This window comes from Pseudomonas sp. NPDC089758, from assembly GCF_044748705.1.
Classification (GTDB): Bacteria; Pseudomonadota; Gammaproteobacteria; order Pseudomonadales; family Pseudomonadaceae; genus Aquipseudomonas; species Aquipseudomonas putida_X.
The window spans coordinates 1-21,775 of the sequence record NZ_JBIVGN010000019.1 but is presented as its reverse complement, the minus strand read 5'-3'; the positions used below and the strand labels follow the sequence as shown (position 1 = coordinate 21,775).

At 62.5% G+C, this 21,775-nt stretch carries 18 protein-coding genes and 1 pseudogene; 11 read left to right on the top strand and 8 right to left on the bottom strand.

From position 1 onward, the window contains the following. Positions 1–93: 93 nt before the first annotated feature. A complete protein-coding gene (locus ACIPZH_RS21930; RefSeq protein WP_400637821.1) occupies positions 94–2,685 on the bottom strand; it encodes a glycosyltransferase in 2,592 nt (863 codons plus the stop codon). A gap of 132 nt (positions 2,686–2,817) precedes the next feature. On the opposite strand from ACIPZH_RS21930, the gene tcdA reads away from it, so the two are divergent. Next, entirely contained in the window at positions 2,818–3,627 is an 810-nt protein-coding gene (gene tcdA / locus ACIPZH_RS21925) for a tRNA cyclic N6-threonylcarbamoyladenosine(37) synthase TcdA (RefSeq protein ID WP_241804403.1), read from the top strand. A gap of 20 nt (positions 3,628–3,647) precedes the next feature. Here tcdA and ACIPZH_RS21920 read toward each other — a convergent pair whose 3' ends face one another. From ACIPZH_RS21920 to ACIPZH_RS21905, 4 genes are all read right to left on the bottom strand, one after another. Next, positions 3,648–4,058, bottom strand: a complete 411-nt coding sequence (locus ACIPZH_RS21920; protein ID WP_400637819.1) for a SufE family protein — start codon at positions 4,056–4,058, stop codon at positions 3,648–3,650. After that, entirely contained in the window at positions 4,055–5,260 is a 1,206-nt protein-coding gene (locus tag ACIPZH_RS21915; protein WP_241804405.1) for a cysteine desulfurase, read from the bottom strand. The genes ACIPZH_RS21920 and ACIPZH_RS21915 overlap by 4 nt, the downstream gene beginning before the upstream one ends. 82 nt (positions 5,261–5,342) lie before the next feature. Beyond that, entirely contained in the window at positions 5,343–6,377 is a 1,035-nt protein-coding gene (gene dapD / locus ACIPZH_RS21910) for a 2,3,4,5-tetrahydropyridine-2,6-dicarboxylate N-succinyltransferase (protein ID WP_241804406.1), read from the bottom strand. A gap of 42 nt (positions 6,378–6,419) precedes the next feature. Then, positions 6,420–6,767, bottom strand: a complete 348-nt coding sequence (locus ACIPZH_RS21905) for an ArsC family reductase (RefSeq protein WP_241804440.1) — start codon at positions 6,765–6,767, stop codon at positions 6,420–6,422. A gap of 435 nt (positions 6,768–7,202) precedes the next feature. On the opposite strand from ACIPZH_RS21905, the gene ACIPZH_RS21900 reads away from it, so the two are divergent. Then, complete coding sequence (locus ACIPZH_RS21900; RefSeq protein ID WP_400637817.1) at positions 7,203–8,849, top strand: Na+/H+ antiporter; 1,647 nt, start codon at positions 7,203–7,205, stop codon at positions 8,847–8,849. A gap of 60 nt (positions 8,850–8,909) precedes the next feature. Here the strand turns inward: ACIPZH_RS21900 and dapC are convergent, their stop codons facing one another. Genes dapC through map form a run of 3 tightly spaced genes read right to left on the bottom strand, consistent with a single transcriptional unit; the run spans position 8,910 to position 13,658 of the window. Then, positions 8,910–10,106, bottom strand: coding sequence for a succinyldiaminopimelate transaminase (gene dapC, locus ACIPZH_RS21895; RefSeq protein WP_400637816.1), 1,197 nt, complete (start codon positions 10,104–10,106; stop codon positions 8,910–8,912). Between the two features lie 30 nt (positions 10,107–10,136). Next, positions 10,137–12,839 (bottom strand): [protein-PII] uridylyltransferase, encoded by a 2,703-nt coding sequence (locus ACIPZH_RS21890; protein WP_267818232.1) that lies wholly within the window; start codon positions 12,837–12,839, stop codon positions 10,137–10,139. Positions 12,840–12,875: 36 nt separating this feature from the next. Next, the gene (gene map, locus ACIPZH_RS21885) at positions 12,876–13,658 is read right to left on the bottom strand and encodes a type I methionyl aminopeptidase (protein ID WP_004375406.1); all 783 of its coding nucleotides are present in this window, start codon (positions 13,656–13,658) and stop codon (positions 12,876–12,878) included. A gap of 410 nt (positions 13,659–14,068) precedes the next feature. On the opposite strand from map, the gene rpsB reads away from it, so the two are divergent. The 9 genes and pseudogenes from rpsB to ACIPZH_RS21840 all read left to right on the top strand — a co-directional run. Beyond that, the gene (gene rpsB, locus ACIPZH_RS21880; protein WP_012315900.1) at positions 14,069–14,806 is read left to right on the top strand and encodes a 30S ribosomal protein S2; all 738 of its coding nucleotides are present in this window, start codon (positions 14,069–14,071) and stop codon (positions 14,804–14,806) included. 185 nt (positions 14,807–14,991) lie between these two features. Further along, positions 14,992–15,855 (top strand): translation elongation factor Ts, encoded by an 864-nt coding sequence (gene tsf, locus ACIPZH_RS21875; RefSeq protein ID WP_008094914.1) that lies wholly within the window; start codon positions 14,992–14,994, stop codon positions 15,853–15,855. 183 nt (positions 15,856–16,038) lie between these two features. After that, a complete protein-coding gene (pyrH, locus tag ACIPZH_RS21870) occupies positions 16,039–16,782 on the top strand; it encodes a UMP kinase (RefSeq protein ID WP_400637815.1) in 744 nt (247 codons plus the stop codon). Continuing rightward, positions 16,779–17,336: a ribosome recycling factor gene (gene frr / locus ACIPZH_RS21865; RefSeq protein WP_241804411.1), complete on the top strand. Its 558-nt coding sequence runs from the start codon at positions 16,779–16,781 to the stop codon at positions 17,334–17,336. The genes pyrH and frr overlap by 4 nt, the downstream gene beginning before the upstream one ends. Positions 17,337–17,351: 15 nt before the next feature. Further along, entirely contained in the window at positions 17,352–18,107 is a 756-nt protein-coding gene (gene uppS, locus ACIPZH_RS21860; RefSeq protein WP_241804412.1) for a polyprenyl diphosphate synthase, read from the top strand. Continuing rightward, the gene (locus tag ACIPZH_RS21855; protein ID WP_400626349.1) at positions 18,107–18,922 is read left to right on the top strand and encodes a phosphatidate cytidylyltransferase; all 816 of its coding nucleotides are present in this window, start codon (positions 18,107–18,109) and stop codon (positions 18,920–18,922) included. The genes uppS and ACIPZH_RS21855 overlap by 1 nt, the downstream gene beginning before the upstream one ends. Continuing rightward, positions 18,919–20,109, top strand: coding sequence for a 1-deoxy-D-xylulose-5-phosphate reductoisomerase (gene ispC / locus ACIPZH_RS21850; protein ID WP_400637813.1), 1,191 nt, complete (start codon positions 18,919–18,921; stop codon positions 20,107–20,109). Before ACIPZH_RS21855 ends, ispC begins: the two co-directional genes overlap by 4 nt. A gap of 61 nt (positions 20,110–20,170) precedes the next feature. After that, complete coding sequence (rseP, locus tag ACIPZH_RS21845; RefSeq protein ID WP_400637811.1) at positions 20,171–21,523, top strand: RIP metalloprotease RseP; 1,353 nt, start codon at positions 20,171–20,173, stop codon at positions 21,521–21,523. A gap of 70 nt (positions 21,524–21,593) precedes the next feature. Continuing rightward, positions 21,594–21,775: pseudogene (locus ACIPZH_RS21840) on the top strand (outer membrane assembly protein); the annotation flags it as partial.

Genomic DNA, 21,775 nt, shown 5'->3' with positions numbered 1-21,775 from the left:
GGCAAGGCAAGGCGGAAAAACGAGGGGCGTTATCTTATATCAAACAAGGTTTGTCGGCACGGTGCTTTGGGCCGCTGCGCGGCCCCGCGATGCTCAAGCCTCCTGAGGCTCGGCCATTTTGTGCTCGGGCTTGGGCAGCGACGACAGCAGTGCCATTACCAGCGCCGCCAGGTAAGGCAGTGACTGCACCAGCAGCATCGCGACCCAGAAGCGCATGTCCGAGCTCGGCAACCCTTGCACCAGGTAGATCCCGGCTGCCGCTCCCCACAGCAGCAGCATGATGAACAGTTCTTCGCGCGCTTCGGAAATCGCGACCAGCAGCCCATGGCTGTCGGCATTTTTCGGCGTGCGGAAGAACGGCATGCTGCTGGTGAAGAACCCGTACAGCACCGCCTTGGCGATGGTGTGCGACAGTGCCAGCCCCGCCAGGGCCGCTGCGAATGCGTCCTTGAGGTTGACCCCGACCGCCCGGCGGTAAAGGAAGATGATTTTGGCGACCTTGAAGAAGAACAGCGCCAGTGGCGGGATGGCGAAGATCATCAGGGGGGGATCGACCCGGTGCGGCACGATGATCATCGCCGCCGACCAGAGCAGGGCACCGACCGTGAAGAAGATGTTCATGCCATCGGCGACCCAGGGTAGCCAGCCGGCCAGGAAATGATAGCGCTGGCCACGGGTCAGCTCGCTGCCCTTGCCGCGCAGCAGGGCGGCGGCGTGGTGCTTGATGATCTGGATGGCGCCATAGGCCCAGCGGAAACGCTGCTTCTTGAAGTCGATGAAGGTGTCGGGCATCAGGCCCTTGCCATAGCTGTTGTGGGCGTAGGCAGCCGACAGGCCTTTCTCGAACACCCGCAGGCCCAGTTCGGCGTCTTCGCAGATGCACCATTCGGCCCAGCCCAGTTCTTCCAGCACGGTGCGCCGGGTCATGGTCATGGTGCCGTGCTGAATGATCGCGTCACGGTCGTTCCGGGTGACCATGCCGATGTGGAAGAAGCCTTTGTACTCGCTGTAGCAAAGCTTCTTGAAGGCGCTCTCATGCTGGTCGCGGTAGTCCTGGGGCGACTGCACTACGGCGATCTTCGGGTCGGCGAAATGCGGCACCATGTGCTTGAGCCAGTTGCGGTCCACGCAGTAGTCCGAGTCGATCACTGCGATCACTTCGGCATCCTTGGCGGTGTGCGGCAGCAGGTAGTTCAGCGCACCGCCCTTGAACCCGGCCAACGGCGCGACGTGGAAGAACTTGAAGCGCTCGCCGAGCTTTTCGCAATGGGCCTTGAGCGGCTCCCAAACGGCTGGATCCTTGGTGTTGTTATCGATCACCAGCACTTCGTAGTCCGGGTAATCCAGGGCGGCCAGGGCGTCGAGTGTCTGTTTGACCATCTCGGGCGGTTCGTTGTAGCACGGTACATGTACCGAGACCTTGGGCCGGTAGGCGCTGTCGCCCTGCACCGGCAGAAACTCCCGGCGGCGTTTGTGAATCCACACCGCCTCGGCCAACTCGTGCGCCTCGGTCAATAGCACGATGAATACGCCGAGCGCGCCGAGCGCCAGCAGCACGCCGACAGTCAGGCTGAACCAGGTGCTGTACTGCTGGCTGTAGTCGTAACCGATCCACACCAGCACTGACCCACAGAGGAAGGTGATGAAGGTGAGGAACGTTCGCCCGCGTTGGCGCAAGGCCGAGCCGTCGATCAGCAATACGGTCAGGGCGATCATCGCCAACACCACCGAGGCGACCGCCAGCGCACGCCATTGCGGTATCGCCACCACCGGCCCTTCAAAATTGAATTTTTGCTGGCGTTGGGCATTGAATACGCCCCAGTAGGCGCCCACCGAGCCCTCGTCACTGGCTTTCCAGGGTTGGTCGTAGGCTTCGATGACGAAATAGTTGTAGCCGCGGCGGTTGAGGGTGTTGACCAGCGTGCGCAGGTAGATGGCTTGGTCGGCCTGGGTCGCGTCGGCGCCGCCGCGCATGCGGCCGTTGCTCGGCCAGCCGACTTCCGAGAGCAGCAATGGCTTGCGCGGAAACTGTTGTTTCAGCTCACGGGCCCGATCCAGGACGAACTCCACGGAATCCTTCATGGGCACGAATTCCCAGTAGGGCAGGATGTGCGCGGCGATCAGGTCGACATGCTTGGCCAGTTCCGGGTGTTCCTTCCAGATGTGCCACTGTTCACTGGTGGTTACCGGCACCTTGACTGCGGCTCGCACCCGGTCGAGGTACTGGATCAAGGCTTCGGGCGTGACTTCTTCGCGAAACAGCGCTTCGTTGCCGACCACCACGCGAACCACACTGCGCGAGGTGTTGGCCAGTTCGATGGCGGTGGCGATCTCACGCTCGTTGCGCTCCAGGTCCGGGCTGATCCAGATGCCCAGGGTGACGCGCAGCCCAAGCTCCTCAGCCAGGCGCGGGATATCGGCCTGGGTGCCTTCGACGGTATAGATACGGATGCTGTCGGTCAGCTTGCTCATCTGCTCCAGGTCTTGGCGCAGCTCGGCGTCGGTTGGGTATTGGCCTTTTTGCGGGCTTTCCCCCAGACGAAATGGCGAGTACGAGAAACCTGATATCTGCTCAGGCCAGGCCGGCGCAGAAACCGGCCGATTGACCAGCGCCCAGAACCCGGTGAACAGTGCGGCGATGGCCAGGACAATCACCAGGTTCAAGCCGAATTTGCGAGATGACATTGTCGTCCATATCTGTCGAGGTAGTAGGACATTAAAGCAGGATCAGTAGGTGTTTTCCTAACGATGGAGGTCATCGGCGCTGCTGGCCTATAATGCGCGCCGTTTTGGCGGTATGAGCTTCGGGGTACGAACATGAGCACAGAAGATCCACGCTTTGCCGGCGTTGGCCGGCTGTACGGCGACGAGGGGCTGCAACGCCTGAACCAGGCCCACGTGGCGGTCGTCGGTATCGGCGGGGTGGGCTCCTGGGTGGCCGAGGCGCTGGCGCGCAGTGGCGTGGGTGAGATCACCTTGTTCGATCTGGATGATGTCTGTGTCAGCAACACCAACCGCCAGGCCCATGCCCTGGAAGGGCAGGTGGGGCGCCCCAAGGTCGAGGTGATGGCCGAGCGTCTGCGTGCGATCAACCCGGCCTGCACGGTGCATGCGGTGGCTGACTTCGTCACCCGCGACACCATGGCTGAGTACATCACCGAGCAGCTCGATTGCGTCGTCGACTGCATTGACAGCGTGATGGCCAAGGCCGCGCTCATTGCCTGGTGCCGGCGGCGCAAGATCGCGATCGTCACCACCGGCGGCGCAGGGGGGCAGATCGACCCCACACAGATTCAGATCGGCGACCTCAACAAGACCTTCAACGACCCGCTGGCATCGCGGGTACGTTCGACCCTGCGGCGTGACTACAACTTTTCGCGCAACGTCAGCCGCAATTACGGGGTGCCGTGTGTGTTCTCCAGCGAACAGCTGCGCTACCCCAAGGGCGATGGCAGCGTGTGCCTGCAGAAGAGCTTCGTGGGCGAGGGTGTGCGCCTTGACTGCGCCGGGGGCTTTGGCGCGGTGATGATGGTGACGGCGACCTTTGGCATGGTGGCGGCGAGCAAGGCCGTGGAAAAGCTGGTGGCTGGCGCCCGGCGCCCGTCAGAGCGGGTCAAGGCCGAGTGAGGCGCACGGCCGAGCTGGGTTCAGTGGTCTGAAACCAGCTCGGCCATGCGCAGCAACACTGCATGCAGGCCATTGCTGCGCGATGGCGACAACTGCCGCTCCAACCCCAACTGGGTAAACCACTCGCGCAGATCAAGCGCCGCCAGTTCGCGGCTGTCCAGCCCTTGCACCCGCACCAGCAGCACTGCCAGCAGGCCACGTAACAGTCGCGCATCGCTGCTCGCCTTGAACTGCCACTGGCCGTCGTGCTGTTCAGCTACCAGCCATACCAGGCTTTCACAGCCGTGCACGCGGTTGTCCTCGGCTTTTTGCGTATCGCTCAGCGGTTCCAGTTGCTCACCCATCTGCATCAGAAGCCGGGCACGCTGCTCCCAGCCGCGGGCCTGCTCGAAACGCTCCAATACTGCTTGGGCGCGTACTGGCAGGCTCATCGCAACAGCTCCAGGCCTTGATCGAGGGCATCGAAGAAACGTTGCAGGTCATCGCTGTCGTTGTACATGCCCAGCGATACCCGAATCGCGCCTTCGAGCCCCAGCCCCTTGAGCAGTGGCATGGCGCAGTGATGGCCGGCACGTACGGCAATGCCTTGCTCTGTCAGCAGGTGGGCGATGTCGGCATTGTGCACGCCTTCGATGACAAAGCTGGCCAAGGCAGCCTGTGGCGCGCCCAACACCCGCACCCCGTCACGGTCGGCCAGCCCGCGCAGCAGGTGATGATGAAGGTGGGTCTCGTGGTTCTCGACGGCCTGGCCATCGAGGCTGGCCAGGTAATCGAGCGTCGCCCCCAGGCCGATCACCCCGGCGATCGGCGGGGTGCCAGCCTCGAAGCCCAGCGGTGCGGGGCGGAAGCTGGCACTCTGGTAGTCAGCCAGCTGTACCATTTCACCGCCGAACTGCCAGTGGCGCAGCAGTTCCAGCGCCTGCGCACGGCCATAAAGTACGCCGACCCCTTCCGGGCCATACAGTTTGTGGCTGGAGAATACGTAGAAATCACAGCCCAGTTGCTGAACATCGTGGCGGCCATGCACCACACCCTGGGCGCCATCGACCACCGTCAGCGCCCCTTGGGCCCGGGCATGGGCGAGTAACGCTGGCAGCGGCTGCCAAGTGCCGAGCACGTTGGACAACTGGCTGACCGCAAGCACGCGAGTACGCGGGCCAATCAACTGCAGCGCCTGCTCAAGGTCGATGCGGCCATGCTCATCCAGTGGCAGCACCACCAGGCGCAGGTTGCGCCGCCGCGCCAGTTGCTGCCAGGGCAGCAGGTTGGCATGGTGCTCCAGCGCGCTCACCGCGATTTCGTCGCCTGCCTCGAAACGGTGTTCCAGGCCATAGGCCAACAGGTTCAGGGCCGACGTGGCGCCGTGGGTGAAGATGACCTGCCGCGATTGGGCAGCGTTGAGCCAGGCGGCGACCTTGTCGCGGCTGGTTTCGAACGCCTGGGTCGCCAGTGCGCCCGGCAGGTGCTGGGCACGGTGCACATTGGCTGCGCCGTGGCCGTAATAGTGGCTAAGGGCATCGAGCAGGGCCTGGGGCTTCTGGGTGGTGGCAGCGCTGTCCAGGTAGGTCTGGTGCTGGCGTTGCAGGGCGTCGATGGCGGGGAAATCGGCACGCCAGGGGGAGGGCTGGAACATGATCACGGGGCCTGGAATGAAAATCGGGTCTGGCGTGAGTGCGCCAGACCCGATCTTAACACTTCGAACCCTTGGGGAGTTCTCAGTTGTGGGCGTGCAGCGCCTCGTTCAGCTCGATCGCCGATTTGTGCGTCTTGCACTCGACGGCGCCGTTGAGCGAGTTGCGGCGGAACAGCAGGTCGGTCTGGCCAGCCAGGTCGCGCGCCTTGACCACTTTGACCAGCTCATTGTTTTCGTCGAGCAGGTTTACCTTGGTGCCGGCTGTGATGTACAGGCCAGCTTCGACGGTGTTGCGGTCGCCCAGCGGGATGCCGATGCCGGCGTTGGCGCCGATCAGGCAACCTTCACCGACCTTGATGACGATATTGCCACCACCGGACAGGGTGCCCATGGTCGAGCAGCCGCCGCCCAGGTCCGAACCCTTGCCGACGAATACACCGGCCGATACACGGCCTTCGATCATGCCCGGGCCTTCGGTGCCGGCATTAAAGTTGACGAAGCCTTCGTGCATGATCGTGGTGCCTTCGCCGATGTAGGCGCCCAGGCGCACACGGGCGGTGTCGGCGATACGCACGCCGGCCGGGACCACGTAGTCGGTCATCTTCGGGAACTTGTCCACCGAGAACACTTCCAGCAGCTCGCCTTTGAGGCGCGCCTCCAGTTGCAGTTCGGCCAGCTCTGCCAGGTCGACGGCGCCCTGGTTGGTCCAGGCGACGTTCGGCAGCAGCGGGAAGATGCCTGCCAGGCTCACGCCGTGCGGCTTGACCAGGCGGTGCGACAGCAGGTGCAGCTTCAGGTAGGCCTCTGGGGTCGACGCCAGGGCAGCGTCTTCGGCCAGCAGGGTGGCGACCAGCGGCTTGTGGCTTTCGGCCAGGCGGGTCAGCAGGGCTGCCTGGGCGGCATCGATGCCTTTGACGGCTTCGGCCAGTTGCGCGGCCTGGGCATTGCTGAAGGTGATGGCGTGGTTGCCGCCTTCATAGCCGAGGATCGGCGCAACAGCGGCGACCAGCTCGGCGCTCGGCTTGAGCAGCGGCTGTGCGTAGAAGACTTCCAGCCAGGTGCCCTGGCGGTTCTGGGAGCCGACACCGAAGGCCAGGCTGAACAGGGTAGTGGACATATGATTACCTCGTGCGAAATAGGGGGCGATGCGTAGATGGACTCAGGCCAGCGCAGCGGCGTACAGGTCAGGTTTGAAACCGACCAGGGTGCGCGCGCCAAGGTCGAGCACCGGCCGCTTGATCATCGACGGCTGGGCCAGCATCAGCTCGACGGCCTTGGCCTGGTCGAGGTCGGCCTTGCTGGTATCGTCGAGCTTGCGGAACGTGGTGCCGGCACGGTTGAGGATCACTTCCCAGCCGTGCTCGTCGCACCAGCGGTTCAGGCTGTCACGGTCGATGCCTTGAGTCTTGTAGTCATGGAATTCGTAGGCGATGGCTTGATCTTCGAGCCAGGTGCGCGCTTTTTTCATGGTATCGCAGGCTTTGATGCCGTAGAGCGTGTAGGTCATTGTGTGCATTGGGGTCACAGGCCGCCCCAATCTCTCCATTTCCGAATGTCAGTCACGCGATTATGCGGGAACGATCCTCGGTGCGCCACGCCCGAGGCGCCCTGTTGACTGGTCAGGATGTGTCTTGAGCGACCAAACGGTGAACCGCCTGGATGGTTTCATTGCCCTGTTGCTGCCTGGCTGTGCGCAGCGGGTAGGTGCTCTGCAAGTTGAGCCAGCACTCGGGGGTGGGCGTATGCAAGTGCAGGATTTCATTGCACCTGTGGAGGCAAACGTCAGCATCTGCACGTTAGGCGGGTATCATCATGTTACATATTCATGCGCCGCCTCCGACTTTCGTGCAGCGGCCCAGGGTTGCCACACAGCGCTAACATGTTGTTTCCATGGCGGTCTTTCGCCTGGATTGATTTCGGTTCACAAAGGAAGCTTTAACGGATGCAGTCCGCCTATACCGTCCTCATCCTGCTGACGCTGGTAAGCGTGTCGAAACTGGTCGGGCGGGTGATCCCGTTGCCGCTGCCGCTGGTGCAGATCGCTGCCGGTGCGCTGTTGGCCTGGCCGAGCCTGGGGCTGCATGTGGCCCTGGACCCTGAACTGTTCCTCTTCCTGTTCCTGCCGCCGTTGCTGTTTGCCGACGGCTGGCGCATCCCCAAACGCGAACTGTGGCGCATCCGCGGGCCGGTGGTGGCGCTGGCTGTAGGGCTGGTGCTGTTCACCGTGGTCGGTGCCGGCTACTTCATCCATTGGCTGCTGCCGAGTATCCCGCTGGCGGTCGCCTTTGCCCTGGCGGCCGTCTTGTCGCCGACCGACGCCGTGGCCGTCTCTGCCATCACCCAGGACCGCCTCCCCACTCCCCTGATGCACATGCTTCAGGGGGAGGCGCTGATGAATGACGCCTCTGGCCTGGTGACCTTCAAGTTTGCGCTGGCAGCGGCGATCACCGGCGTATTTTCACTGGCCGATGCCAGTTTCAGTTTTGTCTTGGTCGCCATCGGCGGGCTGGCGGTGGGTGTGGCCCTGAGCTGGCTGATTGGCAGGCTGCGCGCCTGGATGATCGCCCGTGGCTGGGATGACCCGGCCACTCACGTGGTATTCATGCTGCTGCTGCCGTTTGCCGCCTATGTATTGGCCGAGCGCCTTGGGGTATCGGGCATCCTCTCGGCGGTCGCCGCCGGCATGATGCAGAGCTGGCTCGATCTGCTGCCGCGCCAGACCAGCACCCGCCTGCTCAACCGTAGTGTCTGGTCGCTGCTGGAATTCGCCTTCAATGGCCTGATCTTCCTCCTCTTGGGCCTGCAATTGCCGGACATCATCAAGGCAGTGGTCAGCCATGAGCCTACCCTCTGGCCGACACTGGCCTGGCGTTGCCTGGATGTGCTGGCGATCTTCGCGGCGCTGATCCTGCTGCGTTTCATCTGGGTGCAAAGCATCTGGCGGGCGGTTGGGGTCGTGCGTCGCTGGCGTGGCAAACCGGCACTGGTACTGATGCCCACCGCGCGCTCATGCTGGCTGCTGACCCTAGGTGGGGTGCGCGGGGCCGTGACCCTGGCGGGTGTGATGTCGATACCGCTGCTGATTGGGCCTGGCCAGGATTTCCCAGAGCGCGACCTGCTGATTTTCATCGCGGCTGGCGTCATCTTGCTTTCGCTGGTCAGCGCCTGCGTGGCGCTGCCGTTTCTCTTGAAAGGCGTCACCCGCAGCCCGGACGAGCGGCTGCATCAGGAGGTGCAGGAAGCCTGGCGGCGCACGGCCGAGGCTGCCATTCATGCCCTGGAGGCCGAGGAAGTGATTGATGCCAGCGCGCCTCAGGATGCGGCGCAGGCGACCCTGGCCACGGAGCTCAAGGCACGATTGATGGCCGAGTACCGCGACGAACTGGACAGTTACAACGACACGGCCGAGGCGAGGGCCTTGGCAGAGCAGATGGACTTGCTGGAGCGCCGCCTGCGCCTGCGGGCGCTCAGGGCGCAGCGCCTGGAGTTGTATAACCTGCATCGCCAGCACCTGGTAGGCGACGAGGTGGTACGGCAGGTGTTGGGTGAGCTGGACTTGAGCGAGGCGAACCTGGGGGCAGTCAAATAGACCGCTGTAGCTCAAGCGCCGGTAAGCCGGCGTTCGAGCTACAGTGCGGTACTCATTCGATCAACGGTTTTGCACGAACGCACGAATCCGCTCAGCCGCTTCGATGCACTCGGCCAACGGTGCGACCAGTGCCATGCGTACCCGCCCGGCCCCGGGATTGACGCCGTCCACTTCGCGCGACAGGTACGAACCAGGCACCACCGTCACATGCTGGGCTTCGAACAGGTCGCGGGTGAAGTCAGCATCGCACCCCGGCACCTTGGCCCACAGGTAGAAGCTGCCATCGGGCCGCTGTACGTCCAGCACGGGCTGCAGGATATCCAGCACGGCATCGTATTTGGCGCGGTACTGGTCGCGATTCTCGCGCACATGCGCTTCATCCTGCCAGGCGGCGATGCTGGCCAGTTGGGTCTGCACTGGCATGGCGCAGCCATGGTAGGTGCGGTAGAGCAGGAACGGCTTGATGATTTCCGCATCGCCGGCAACGAAGCCCGAACGCAGGCCCGGCAGGTTGGAGCGCTTGGACAGGCTGTGGAATACCACGCAACGCTTGAAATCACTGCGGCCCAGTTCGGCACAGGCACTGAGAAGGCCCGGTGGTGGGGCGTCTTCGTCAAAGTAGAGCTCGCTGTAGCACTCGTCGGCGGCGATGACGAAATCGTGCTCGTCGGCCAGTGCAATCAGCTTCTTCAGGGTGTCCATCGGTACCAGTGCGCCGGTGGGGTTTCCCGGTGAGCACAGGAACAGGATCTGGCAGCGCTTCCAGACCTCGGCGGGCACTGCATCGAAGTCCGGGTTGAAACCGTTGTTTTCCAGGCACGGCAGGTAATGCGGCGTGGCGCCGGCGAGCAGGGCCGCGCCTTCGTAGATCTGGTAGAACGGGTTGGGGCTGACCACCAGGCCATCATCGGCGCGGTTGACCACAGCCTGGGTGAAGGCGAACAGCGCTTCACGGGTGCCGTTGACCGGCAGCACATGGCGGTCTGCGTCCAGCCAGCCGGCTGGTACGCCGAAGCGGCGCTCGCACCACTGGCCAATGGCTTGGCGCAGCGCTGGCAGGCCGATGGTGCTGGGGTAGACCGCCAGCTTGTCGAGGTTGTCGGCCATGGCCTGGGCTACGAACGCCGGCGATTCGTGCTTCGGCTCACCGATCGACAGGGCGATGGCGCGCTTGTCCACCGCAGGCTTCACGCTGCCCAGCAGGGCGCGGAGTTTCTCGAACGGGTAGGGCTGAAGCTGGGTCAAGGCATGGTTCATCGGCGCAAGGTCTCGTCAATCGTCTAATCGTTAAAAGGTCACGCGGGCCGGGCTGGCATCGCTGGCCTGGCCGGCCTGCAGCTGTTGCACGATCGCTTCCTGCAGGCGGCTGCACAACTGCGGGTCGGACAGCGGCTGGTTGTCGGCGTCGGTAATGAAGAATACGTCTTCCACGCGTTCGCCGAGGGTGGCGATCTTGGCGTTCTGCAGTGACAGGTCGAACTCCAGGAAGATCCGCCCGATCCGCGCCAGCAGCCCGGGGCGGTCCGGCGCGGTGATCTCGAGGATGGTCACCGCCCGCTGGGCATCGTTGAGGATGGTCACCTGCGGCGGGAAGTTGAAATGCTTGAGCTGGCGGGGTACCCGACGCTGGATGATGGTCGGGTAATCCTCGGGGTTGCGCAGCGCCTCGGTCAGGCCGTCGCGGATCTGCTTGACCCGTTGCGGGTTGTCACCGATGGAGCCGCCGTCATTGTCGAGCACGATGTAGGTGTCGAGCGTGAACTGGCTGCTCGAGGTGATGATGCGCGCGTCATGGATGTTCAGGTTGAGCTGCGACATGGCCGCTACGGTCACGGCAAAGAAGTCGTGCTGGTCGGGGGCATAGATGAAAATCTGCGTACCGCCCTCGAACTCACGCTGGGTGGTTTCCTTGATCAGTACCAGCGGCCCGCCGTCGGCAGGCTGCTGCAGGATCGCATCACTGTGCCAGGCCACATCAGCGGCGTTGTGCTTGAGGAAATAGTCGTCACCCAGTTGCGACCAGAGTTGCTCGACGTCGTCTGGGTCGGTGCCCTCTCTGACGAGGATGTCCAGCGCAGCGCTTTGTGTCTGGCGGATCTGCTCCTCGCGGTCCAGCGGGTTTTCCAGGCCGCGACGCAGGGCCCGTTTGGTCTCGCTGTACAGCTGGCGCAGCAGGCTGGCGCGCCAGGAGTTCCACAGGCTGGGGTTGGTGGCATTGATGTCGGCCACGGTTAGCACATACAGGTAGTCCAGGCGCGTCTCGTCGCCGACATGCAGGGCGAAGTCGTTGATCACCTGCGGGTCGGACAGGTCCTTGCGTTGCGCGGTGGTGGACATCACCAGGTGGTTCTGCACCAGCCAGACGATCAGCCGGCTGTCCCAGGCGGGCAACTGATGGCGCTCACAAAATTTCTTCGCATCCACAGCGCCCAGCTCGGAGTGGTCGCCCTGGCGCCCTTTGCCGATGTCGTGGTACAGCCCGGCCAGGTAGATGAGCTCAGGTTTGGGCAGGCGGCCCATGAGCTTGCTGGCCAGCGGGAATTTTTCGGATACGGGCGTGTATTGCAGCTTGCGCAGGTGCTTGATGAGGTTGAGGGTGTGCGCGTCGACCGTATAGATGTGGAACAGGTCGTGCTGCATCTGCCCGACGATCAGGCCGAACTCTGGCAGGTAGCGGCCGAGGATGCCGTAGCGGTTCATCCGCCGCAGGTTGCGATGGATGCCGATTTCGCACTTGAACAGCTCGATGAACAGGCTGGTGTTGCGGATATCGTTGCGGAAGGTGTCGTCGATCAGGTGGCGGTGCTCACGCAGCAGGCGCACGGTGTCAGCGCGCACACCCTTGATTTCCGGGTGCTGCGCCATCAGCACGAAGATTTCCATCATGGCGAACGGCGTGCGCTTGAACACGTTGGCGTTGACCGCTTCGATATAGCCGTCGTGCAGGCGGAAGCGTGTATTGAGCGGCTGGGTGGTGCCACTGTCATCGTCGGCGAGGATGACTTCCTCGAAGTGCTGGATGATCAGGTCGCACAACTGGCTGATGCTCATCACCACCCGGTAGTACTGCTGCATGAACTGTTCGATGGCGCGCTTGGGGTTTTCGTCGCTGTAACCCAGCAGTGCGGCGATGCTGCGCTGGTGGTCGAACAGCAGGCGGTCTTCGGCGCGGCCGGCGAGCATGTGCAGGGCGTAGCGCACCTTCCACAAGAAGTCCTGGGAGGAGGCCAGCAGTTCGTTTTCGCTTTCCAGCAGGAAGCCTTCGCCAGCGAGGGCGTGCAGGTTCAGGGTGCCGTACTGGCGACGGGCTACCCAAAGGACTGTCTGGATGTCGCGAAGGCCACCGGGCGAGCCTTTTACATTGGGCTCGAGGTTGTACTCGGTGTCGTTGTACTTATGGTGGCGGGCCTTGAGCTCTGCGCGCTTGGCCAGGAAGAACTCCTTGCTCGGCCACATGTGCGCGGTGCTGGTGACCTCGAGCATGCGCTGGCGCAGGGCTTCGGGGCCGGCGATGGTACGGCTTTCCATCATGTTGGTGATGACCGTCAGGTCGGCACGGGCCTGTTCGGCACACTCGTCGATGGTGCGCACGCTTTGGCCCACTTCCAGGCCGATGTCCCACAGCAGCGTAAGGAAGCGTTCGATGGCATCGCGGTACTGCTCGTGTTCGACGTCGCGCAGCAGGATCAGCAGGTCGATGTCCGAGTGCGGGTGCAGTTCACCGCGCCCATAGCCCCCTACAGCAACCAGCGCGATGCCGTCAGCGTCGCCCCAGTCGAACTGCTTCCAGGCCTGTTGCAGGATGTTGTCGACGAGCCAGGCACGGTCCTCGATCAGCTGACGGATTTCACGGCCGTCACGGAAACGCTTGTCGAGCACCTCGCCAGCCTGGCGGATGGCCTTCTTGAAAGCGGCGATGGGGCTCGCCTTGAGGGCCAGTTCCGCCTGGAACTGGCCGCGGTCGAACAGCTCGGGATCCACCTGGGGCATGCATCGCGTTCCTGTCGTAGGGGCTTTGGCGTGAATTCAGGCCGAAGTGCGCGGGATGGTGTCGTCCTTGCGCAGGGTGAAGATCTCGTAGCCGGTGGCAGTCACCACCAGGGTGTGTTCCCACTGCGCCGAGAGCTTGCGGTCCTTGGTGATGGCAGTCCAGCCGTCGCCCAGTACCTTGGTGTCGGCCTTGCCCTGGTTGATCATCGGTTCGATGGTGAAGGTCATGCCCTCTTTGAGCTCCATGCCGGTGCCGGCACGGCCGTAGTGGAGGATCTGCGGCTCTTCGTGGAACACCTTGCCGATGCCGTGGCCGCAGAATTCACGCACCACCGAAAAACCGTTCTTTTCGGCGTGCTTCTGGATCACTTCACCGATATCGCCCAGGCGGCAGCCTGGCTTGACCAGTTCGATGGCCTTGTACATGCATTCCTGGGTGACCTTGGACAGGCGTTCGGCCCAGACCGGCACGGTGCCGACGTGGAACATGCGGCTGGTGTCGCCGTGGTAGCCATCCTTGATCACGGTGACATCGATGTTCAGCGTGTCGCCGTCCTTGAGTGGCTTGTCGTTGGGGATGCCGTGGCAGACCACGTGGTTGATCGAGGTGCAGATCGACTTCGGGTAGCCCTTGTAGTTGAGCGGTGCCGGAATGGCCTGCTGCACGTTGACGATGTAGTCGTGGCACAGGCGGTCGAGCTCTTCGGTGGTGACACCGGGCTTGACGTGTTCTTCGATCATTTCCAGCACTTCGGCGGCCAGGCGGCCGGCGATGCGCATCTTCTCGATGTCTTCTGCGGTCTTGATGGTAACGGTCATTACAGGCTCTCTACGGCGCCGCAGGTGGCGCGAACAAACGGAAAAGGCCCTCATTCTATCAGAGGGCGGCTGTGAACCCAGCATCAAGCTTCGAGCTTCAAGCTGCAAGCCTCAAGCTGCAAGCTGCAAGCTGCAAGCTGCAAGCTGAGCGGCGTGGCTTGGGGGGGGGCTGCGGTCGGCTTTCTCTTGCAGCTTGGAGCTTGCAGCTTGAAGCTTAAAGCTGCGGGTTCCGTTCGTTGGCGGTCTGTGGTATAACATGCGCCGCTTTCGGGGACGACCCCGTCAGCTCAAACCCACACACGTGTCGACACGATGACCTGGGTGCCCCGCATTCTCGAACTTCTCGTTCAGCTGCGTGGGTTGGTCATTGGGATACGTGGAGGCCCAACCCGACTTATCAAGGAACTATCATGTCCCAAGTCAACATGCGCGATATGCTGAAGGCCGGTGTGCACTTCGGCCACCAGACCCGTTACTGGAACCCGAAAATGGGCAAGTACATTTTCGGCGCGCGTAACAAGATCCACATCATCAACCTGGAAAAAACCCTGCCAATGTTCAACGACGCTCTGTCGTTCGTAGAGCGCCTGGCCCAGGGCAAGAACAAGATCATGTTCGTCGGCACCAAGCGTTCCGCCGGCAAGATCGTCGCCGAGCAAGCTGCTCGTTGCGGTTCGCCATACGTTGACCACCGCTGGTTGGGCGGCATGCTGACCAACTACAAAACCATCCGCGCTTCGATCAAGCGTCTGCGCGACCTGGAAACCCAGGCCGAAGACGGCACCTTTGCCAAGCTGACCAAGAAAGAAGCCCTGATGCGTTCGCGCGATCTGGAAAAGCTGGACCGCAGCCTGGGTGGTATCAAGGACATGGGCGGCCTGCCTGATGCCCTGTTCGTGATCGACGTTGACCACGAGCGCATTGCTATCACCGAAGCCAACAAGCTGGGCATCCCGGTTATCGGCGTTGTCGATACCAACAGCAGCCCGGAAGGTGTTGACTACATCATCCCAGGTAACGATGACGCCATTCGCGCTATCGAGCTGTACATGACTTCGATGGCTGACGCCGTCATCCGCGGCCGCAACAACGTTGCTGGCGGCACCGAAGTCTACGCTGAAGAAGCGGCTGCACCTGCTGCCGAGTAATAGACGCTAGCGTCTGCTTGGCACGCAAAAAGGGGGCTTTGCCCCCTTTTTGCCACCTTGAAATCCTGCTGTCAGCAAGCGCCCCGCATTATGGGCCGGCTGAGGTTGAAACAGCGGATTTGCAGAATTGAACGCCCGTGATGAGCGGGTGGAATGGTTGAAAAACTTTCCAAGAGGATTTTGAAATGGCAGCAATTACTGCAGCGCTGGTCAAAGAACTGCGCGAGCGTACCGGCGAAGGCATGATGGATTGCAAAAAGGCCCTGGAAAAGGCCGGCGGCGACATCGAAAAAGCCATTGACGACATGCGTGCCTCGGGCGCCATCAAGGCCGCCAAAAAGGCTGGCAACGTCGCTGCTGAAGGCGCGATCGCCGTCAAGACCGACGGTAAATCCGCCGTCCTGCTGGAAGTCAACTCGCAGACCGACTTCCTGGCCCTGCAAGATGACTTCAAGAACTTCGTCGCTGAAAGCCTTGAAGAAGCTTTCGCCCAGAAGCTGACCGACGCCGCTCCGCTGATCGCCTCGCGCGAAGCCGCTCGTGAAGCCCTGGTCGCCAAGTGCGGCGAGAACGTCAACATCCGTCGCCTGGTGCGCGTTGAGGGTGACGTTGTCGGTGCTTACCTGCACGGTAACAAGATCGGTGCTGTTGTCGTCCTCAAAGGCGGCGACGTCGAGCTGGCCAAGAACATTGCCATGCACGTTGCAGCTTCGAACCCAGAGTTCCTGGATGCGTCGGAAATCTCCGCCGAGGCCATCGAGCGCGAGAAGAACGTCTTCCTGCAGCTGAACGCTGACAAGATCGCTGGCAAGCCGGAAAACATCGTTGAGAACATGATCAACGGCCGTATCACCAAGTTCAAGGCAGAAGCCTCGCTGAAAGAGCAAGCCTTCGTCATGAACCCGGAAGTCAAAGTCGGCGAGCTGGCCAAGAAGGCCGGTGCTGAAATCGTTTCCTTCACCTACTTCAAAGTAGGCGAAGGCATCGAGAAGCCGGTCGACGACTTCGCTGCTGAAGTTGCCGCTCAGGTAGCTGCCGCCAAGCAGTAAGACAGGCTCGTCTGTCGCCCCAAAGAGGCTGCCCGCTCACGCGCGCAGCCTCTTTGTCAAAGCGGGAGCGGTTTTCAAGGCCGTTGCTCGCTGACGCAGTCGCTGCGTCACGTTAGAGTTACAGGCAGGCTCAAGCGCAAGCAGCCCGCCAGAATTTTACAAACGCCGCAGGAGAGATTCGCAATGGCTCAGCAGGGCAGTGGTTATCAGGCTCGCTATAAACGCATTCTACTCAAACTTAGCGGCGAGGCCCTGATGGGCTCGGAAGAGTTCGGGATCGACCCCAAGGTCCTGGATCGTATGGCCCTGGAAGTCGGCCAGTTGGTCGGCATCGGTGTCCAGGTCGGCCTGGTGATCGGCGGTGGCAACCTGTTCCGTGGTGCGGCGCTCAGTGCAGCCGGCATGGACCGTGTTACCGGTGACCACATGGGTATGCTGGCTACGGTAATGAACGGCCTGGCCATGCGCGACGCGCTGGAGCGGGCGAACATTACCGCTATCGTCATGTCGGCCATTTCCATGGTGGGTGTGACCGATCACTATGACCGCCGCAAAGCCATGCGCCACCTGAACGCCAAAGAAGTCGTAATCTTCGCTGCCGGTACCGGCAACCCGTTCTTCACCACCGACTCCGCCGCGTGCCTGCGTGCCATCGAAATCGATGCCGACGTGGTATTGAAGGCAACCAAGGTCGATGGTGTATACACTGCAGATCCATTCAAGGACCCGCATGCCGAGAAGTTCGATCATCTGACCTACGATGAAGTGCTGGATCGCAAGCTGGGTGTAATGGATCTCACGGCAATCTGCCTTTGCCGCGACTACAAGATGCCGCTGCGCGTCTTCAACATGAACAAACCCGGCGCCTTGCTGAACATCGTGCATGGCGGCGCGGAAGGAACTCTGATCGAGGAAGTTCAAAAATGATCAACGACATCAAGAAAGACGCTCAGGACCGCATGGGCAAGTCTATCGAGGCCTTGGGCCGCCACCTGGCGTCCATCCGCACCGGTCGCGCCCACCCAAGCATCCTGGACAGCGTCAAGGTCACGGCGTGGGGCAGCGAAATGCCGCTGAACCAGGTCGCTGCAATCACTGTTGAAGATGCGCGCACCCTGAAAATCGTCGCCCACGACAAAAACCTCAGCGCTGCCATCGAGAAGGCCATCCTGACTTCCGACCTGGGCCTGAACCCGTCCAGCGCCGGCACCACCATCCGTGTACCGATGCCGGCCCTGACCGAGGAAACCCGCAAGGGTTACACCAAGCAGGCCAGCGCCGTTGCCGAAGATGCCAAGGTTGCGGTGCGCAACGTGCGTCGTGATGCCCTGGCCGACCTGAAGAAGCTGACCAAGGACAAGGAAATCAGCGAAGACGAAGAGCGTCGTGCCGCTGACGAGATCCAGAAGCTGACCGACAAGTTCGTCGCCGAAATCGACGCTGCGTTCAAAGCCAAGGAAAAGGACCTGTTGGCCGTCTAAGGCCGAGGTTTTTTAATGGAAAAGACCAAGCTGGCGGCACCGTCTTCGGTGCCGCGACACGTCGCGATCATCATGGATGGCAATAATCGCTGGGCGAAGAAGCGCCTGTTGCCCGGCGTAGCCGGGCACAAGGCCGGCGTCGATGCCGTACGTGCGGTTATCGAGGTCTGCGCCAAGTCCGGTGTCGAGGTGCTGACGCTGTTCGCCTTCTCCAGTGAGAACTGGCAGCGCCCTGCCGAGGAAGTGGGGGCGTTGATGGAGCTGTTCTTCTCGGCGCTGCGCCGCGAGGCCAAACGCCTGAACGAGAACAATATCAGCCTGCGCATCATCGGCGACCGTTCGCGGTTCCATCCAGAGCTGCAGGCTGCCATGCGCGAGGCCGAGGCGCAGACCGCCGGCAATAACCGTTTCATCCTGCAGATCGCCGCCAACTACGGCGGGCAGTGGGATATCGCCCAGGCCGCCCAGCGGCTGGCGCGTGAGGTTCAGGCTGGCCATCTGCGTCCGGATGACATTACGCCCGGGCTTTTGCAAACCTGCCTGGCGACGGGCGACTTGCCGTTGCCGGACCTGTGCATCCGCACGGGTGGCGAGCACCGCATCAGCAACTTCCTGCTGTGGCAGTTGGCTTACGCCGAACTGTATTTCTCCGACCTGTACTGGCCGGACTTCAAACACGAGGCCATGCGCAATGCCCTGGCCGATTTCGCTTCGCGCCAGCGCCGCTTCGGTAAGACCAGCGAGCAGGTCGAGGCTGGAGCTCGTGCTTAATGCTTAAACAACGCATCATTACCGCGCTGATCCTGCTGCCGGTCGCGCTGGGTGGTTTCTTCCTGCTCAACGGCGGGGATTTCGCTCTGTTCATCGGCTTCGTGGTGACCCTGGCGGCCTGGGAATGGGCGCGCCTGGCCGGGTTGATGGCCCAGCCCCTGCGCATTGCCTATGCCGCTGTCGTCGCTGGTGCACTGATGCTGCTCTACCTGATGCCTGACCTGGCGCCCTGGGTGCTGGGTGCGTCGGTCATCTGGTGGGGCATGGCCACCTGGTTGGTACTGACCTATCCGCGAAGCAGTGAGCTGTGGGTCAGTGCTGCCTGTCGTCTGCTGATCGGTCTGCTGATCCTGCTACCTGCCTGGCAAGGGCTGGTGTTGCTCAAGCATTGGCCGCTGGGTAACTGGCTTATTCTCTCGGTCATGGTGCTGGTGTGGGCGGCCGATATCGGCGCTTACTTCTCGGGCCGTGCTTTCGGCAAGCGCAAGCTGGCCGCGCAAGTCAGCCCGGGCAAAAGCTGGGAAGGCGTCTATGGCGGCCTGGCGGTCAGCCTGGTGATTACGCTGGCGGTCGGCATAACTCGCGATTGGGGTGTCGGCCAGATTCTGCTGGGGCTCCTGGGGGCTGCGCTGGTGGTCATGGCATCGGTGATTGGTGACCTGACCGAGAGCATGTTCAAGCGCCGCGCGGGTATCAAGGACAGCAGCAACCTGCTGCCCGGCCATGGCGGGGTGCTAGACCGCATCGACAGCCTGACTGCAGCCATCCCGTTGTTCGCAGTGTTGCTGTGGGCTGCCGAATGGGGTGTGATGTGACAGCGCTACAGCGTATTACCGTGCTGGGCGCCACCGGCTCCATCGGCCTCAGTACCCTGGATGTGATCGCCCGCCATCCCGAGCGCTACCAGATATTTGCATTGAGCGGCTATTCGCGCATCGATCAACTGCTGGCCCTGTGCGTGCTGCATCGCCCGGCCTATGCCGTGGTGCCGAACGGCGAAGCCGCTGTGCGCTTGCGCGAAGGCCTGGCAGCTGCGGGCTGCGCCACCGAGGTGCTGGAAGGGGAGGCGGGCCTGTGCGAGGTCGCTGCCGCCCCGGAAGTCGATGCGGTGATGGCCGCCATCGTCGGCGCTGCGGGCCTGCGCCCGACGCTGGCCGCGGTCGAGGCGGGCAAGAAGGTGCTGTTGGCCAACAAAGAGGCGCTGGTGATGTCCGGCGCGCTGTTCATGGAAGCTGTGCGGCGCAGTGGTGCAGTGCTGCTGCCGATCGACAGCGAGCACAATGCCATCTTCCAGTGCCTGCCGGGTGACTATGACCGGGGTCTGAGCCAGGTGGGGGTGCGCCGAATCCTACTGACTGCCTCGGGCGGGCCGTTTCGCCAGACCCCTCAGGCCGAGCTGGCCGATGTCACGCCAGAGCAGGCTTGTGCCCACCCGAACTGGTCCATGGGGCGCAAGATTTCCGTGGACTCGGCGAGCATGATGAACAAGGGCCTGGAGCTGATCGAGGCCTGCTGGCTGTTCGATGCGGCGCCAAGCAAGGTCGAAGTGGTGGTGCACCCGCAGAGCGTGATCCATTCCCTGGTGGACTACGTAGACGGTTCGGTGCTGGCCCAGTTGGGTAACCCGGACATGCGCACGCCCATTGCCAATGCCCTGGCCTGGCCAGAGCGGATCGATTCTGGTGTGGCCCCGCTGGACCTGTTCGCCATCGCTCGCCTTGATTTCCAGGCTCCCGACGAGCTGCGCTTTCCCTGCCTGCGCCTGGCAAGGCAGGCTGCGGAGGCGGGCAATAGCGCGCCCGCGGTGCTCAATGCGGCCAACGAAGTTGCCGTGGATGCATTTCTTGAGCGGCGTATCCGCTTCCCGGAGATCGCGAGTATGATCGAACAGGTGCTGGCCCAGGAACCCGTGGTGCCTGTGCCTTCGCTGGAGGCGGTGTTTGCAGCCGATCAGCGCGCCCGAGAGTTGTCCCGCGAGTGGTTGAGGCGCCACGGTCGCTGATGCTGCCCGGCCCAGAGGATGTGCGAGAAGTCGTTCCGCTGAACGTCATTCGGAGAAAGACATGACTGCGCTGTACATGATTATCGGCACCCTGGTGGCCTTGGGTGTACTGGTCACTTTCCACGAATTCGGCCACTTCTGGGTGGCTCGGCGTTGCGGGGTCAAGGTGCTGCGCTTTTCCGTGGGCTTCGGCCCCGGGCTATTGCGCTGGCATGACCGCCACGGTACCGAGTTCGTGGTGGCGGCCATTCCTTTGGGCGGTTACGTCAAGATGCTCGACGAGCGTGAAGGCGAAGTGCCGCCAGCGCTGGCCGACCAGTCCTTCAATCGCAAATCGGTTCGCCAGCGCATCGCCATCGTTGCCGCAGGCCCCATTGCCAACTTCCTGCTGGCCATCGTTTTCTTCTGGTTGCTGGCGATGCTCGGCACCCAGCAGATCCGCCCGGTCATCGGTGCGGTAGAGCCTGGCAGCCTGGCTGCATCGGCTGGCCTGGTTGCCGGCCAGGAAATTGTTTCCATCGATGGCAAGGCGACCAGTGGCTGGTCGGCCGTCAACCTGCAGCTGGTGCGTCGCCTGGGCGAAAGCGGAACATTGCATGTTGGCGTACGCGATGAGGGTTCCAGCGCCGAGCGTCAGTTGCAGGTCAAGCTCGATAGCTGGCTCAAGGGTGCAGACGAGCCTGACCCGATTCAGTCGCTCGGGCTGCGGCCTTGGCGGCCGGTCGTGGCGCCCGTGCTGGCCGAGATCGATCCAAAAGGGCCAGCGGCAGCTGCCGGGCTGAAAACCGGCGACAGGCTGCTGAGTCTCGATGGGGTGGCCTTGAGTGACTGGCAGCAGGTTGTCGATAGCGTACGCGCCCGCCCTGAAGCCAAGGTCGTGGTGCGTGTCGAGCGCGACGGTGCGGCGCTGGATGTGCCGGTAACCTTGGCTCGAAAAGGTGAGGGCGCCGCTGCCGCAGGGTACCTGGGCGCCGGGGTGAAAGGCGGCGAATGGCCAGCCGGCATGCTTCGTGAGGTCAGCTACGGTCCGCTGGACGCGGTAGGCGAGGGCCTTTCCCGGACGTGGAACATGAGCGTCCTGACCCTCGAATCCCTGAAGAAAATGCTGTTCGGTGAGCTCTCGGTAAAAAACTTGAGCGGACCGATAACCATTGCTAAAGTGGCGGGCGCTTCAGCCCAGTCCGGCGTGGGGGATTTCTTGAATTTCCTCGCCTACCTGAGCATTAGCCTGGGGGTTCTTAACCTGCTGCCCATTCCAGTGCTGGATGGGGGGCATTTGCTGTTTTACCTGGTCGAGTGGGCGCGCGGTCGTCCATTGTCGGATCGGGTTCAAGGTTGGGGGGTCCAGATCGGTATCAGTTTGGTCATAGGGGTGATGTTGCTCGCCCTGATCAACGATCTGGGTCGACTATAAAAGCTTCGCATTGCAAACCTGCCGCCAATTGCGGCAGGTTGTTTATTGCCAGTTGGAATAAAAGGACTTCATGAAACGTCTGCTGCTAACTGCGGTCCTCTCCGCATTGATGATCGCTGAAGTTCACGCCGAGTCCTTCACCATCTCTGATATTCGTGTCAACGGCCTGCAGCGGGTATCCGCCGGCAGCGTTTTCGGTGCCTTGCCCCTGAACGTGGGCGATCAGGCCGATGACCGGCGCCTGGTGGAGTC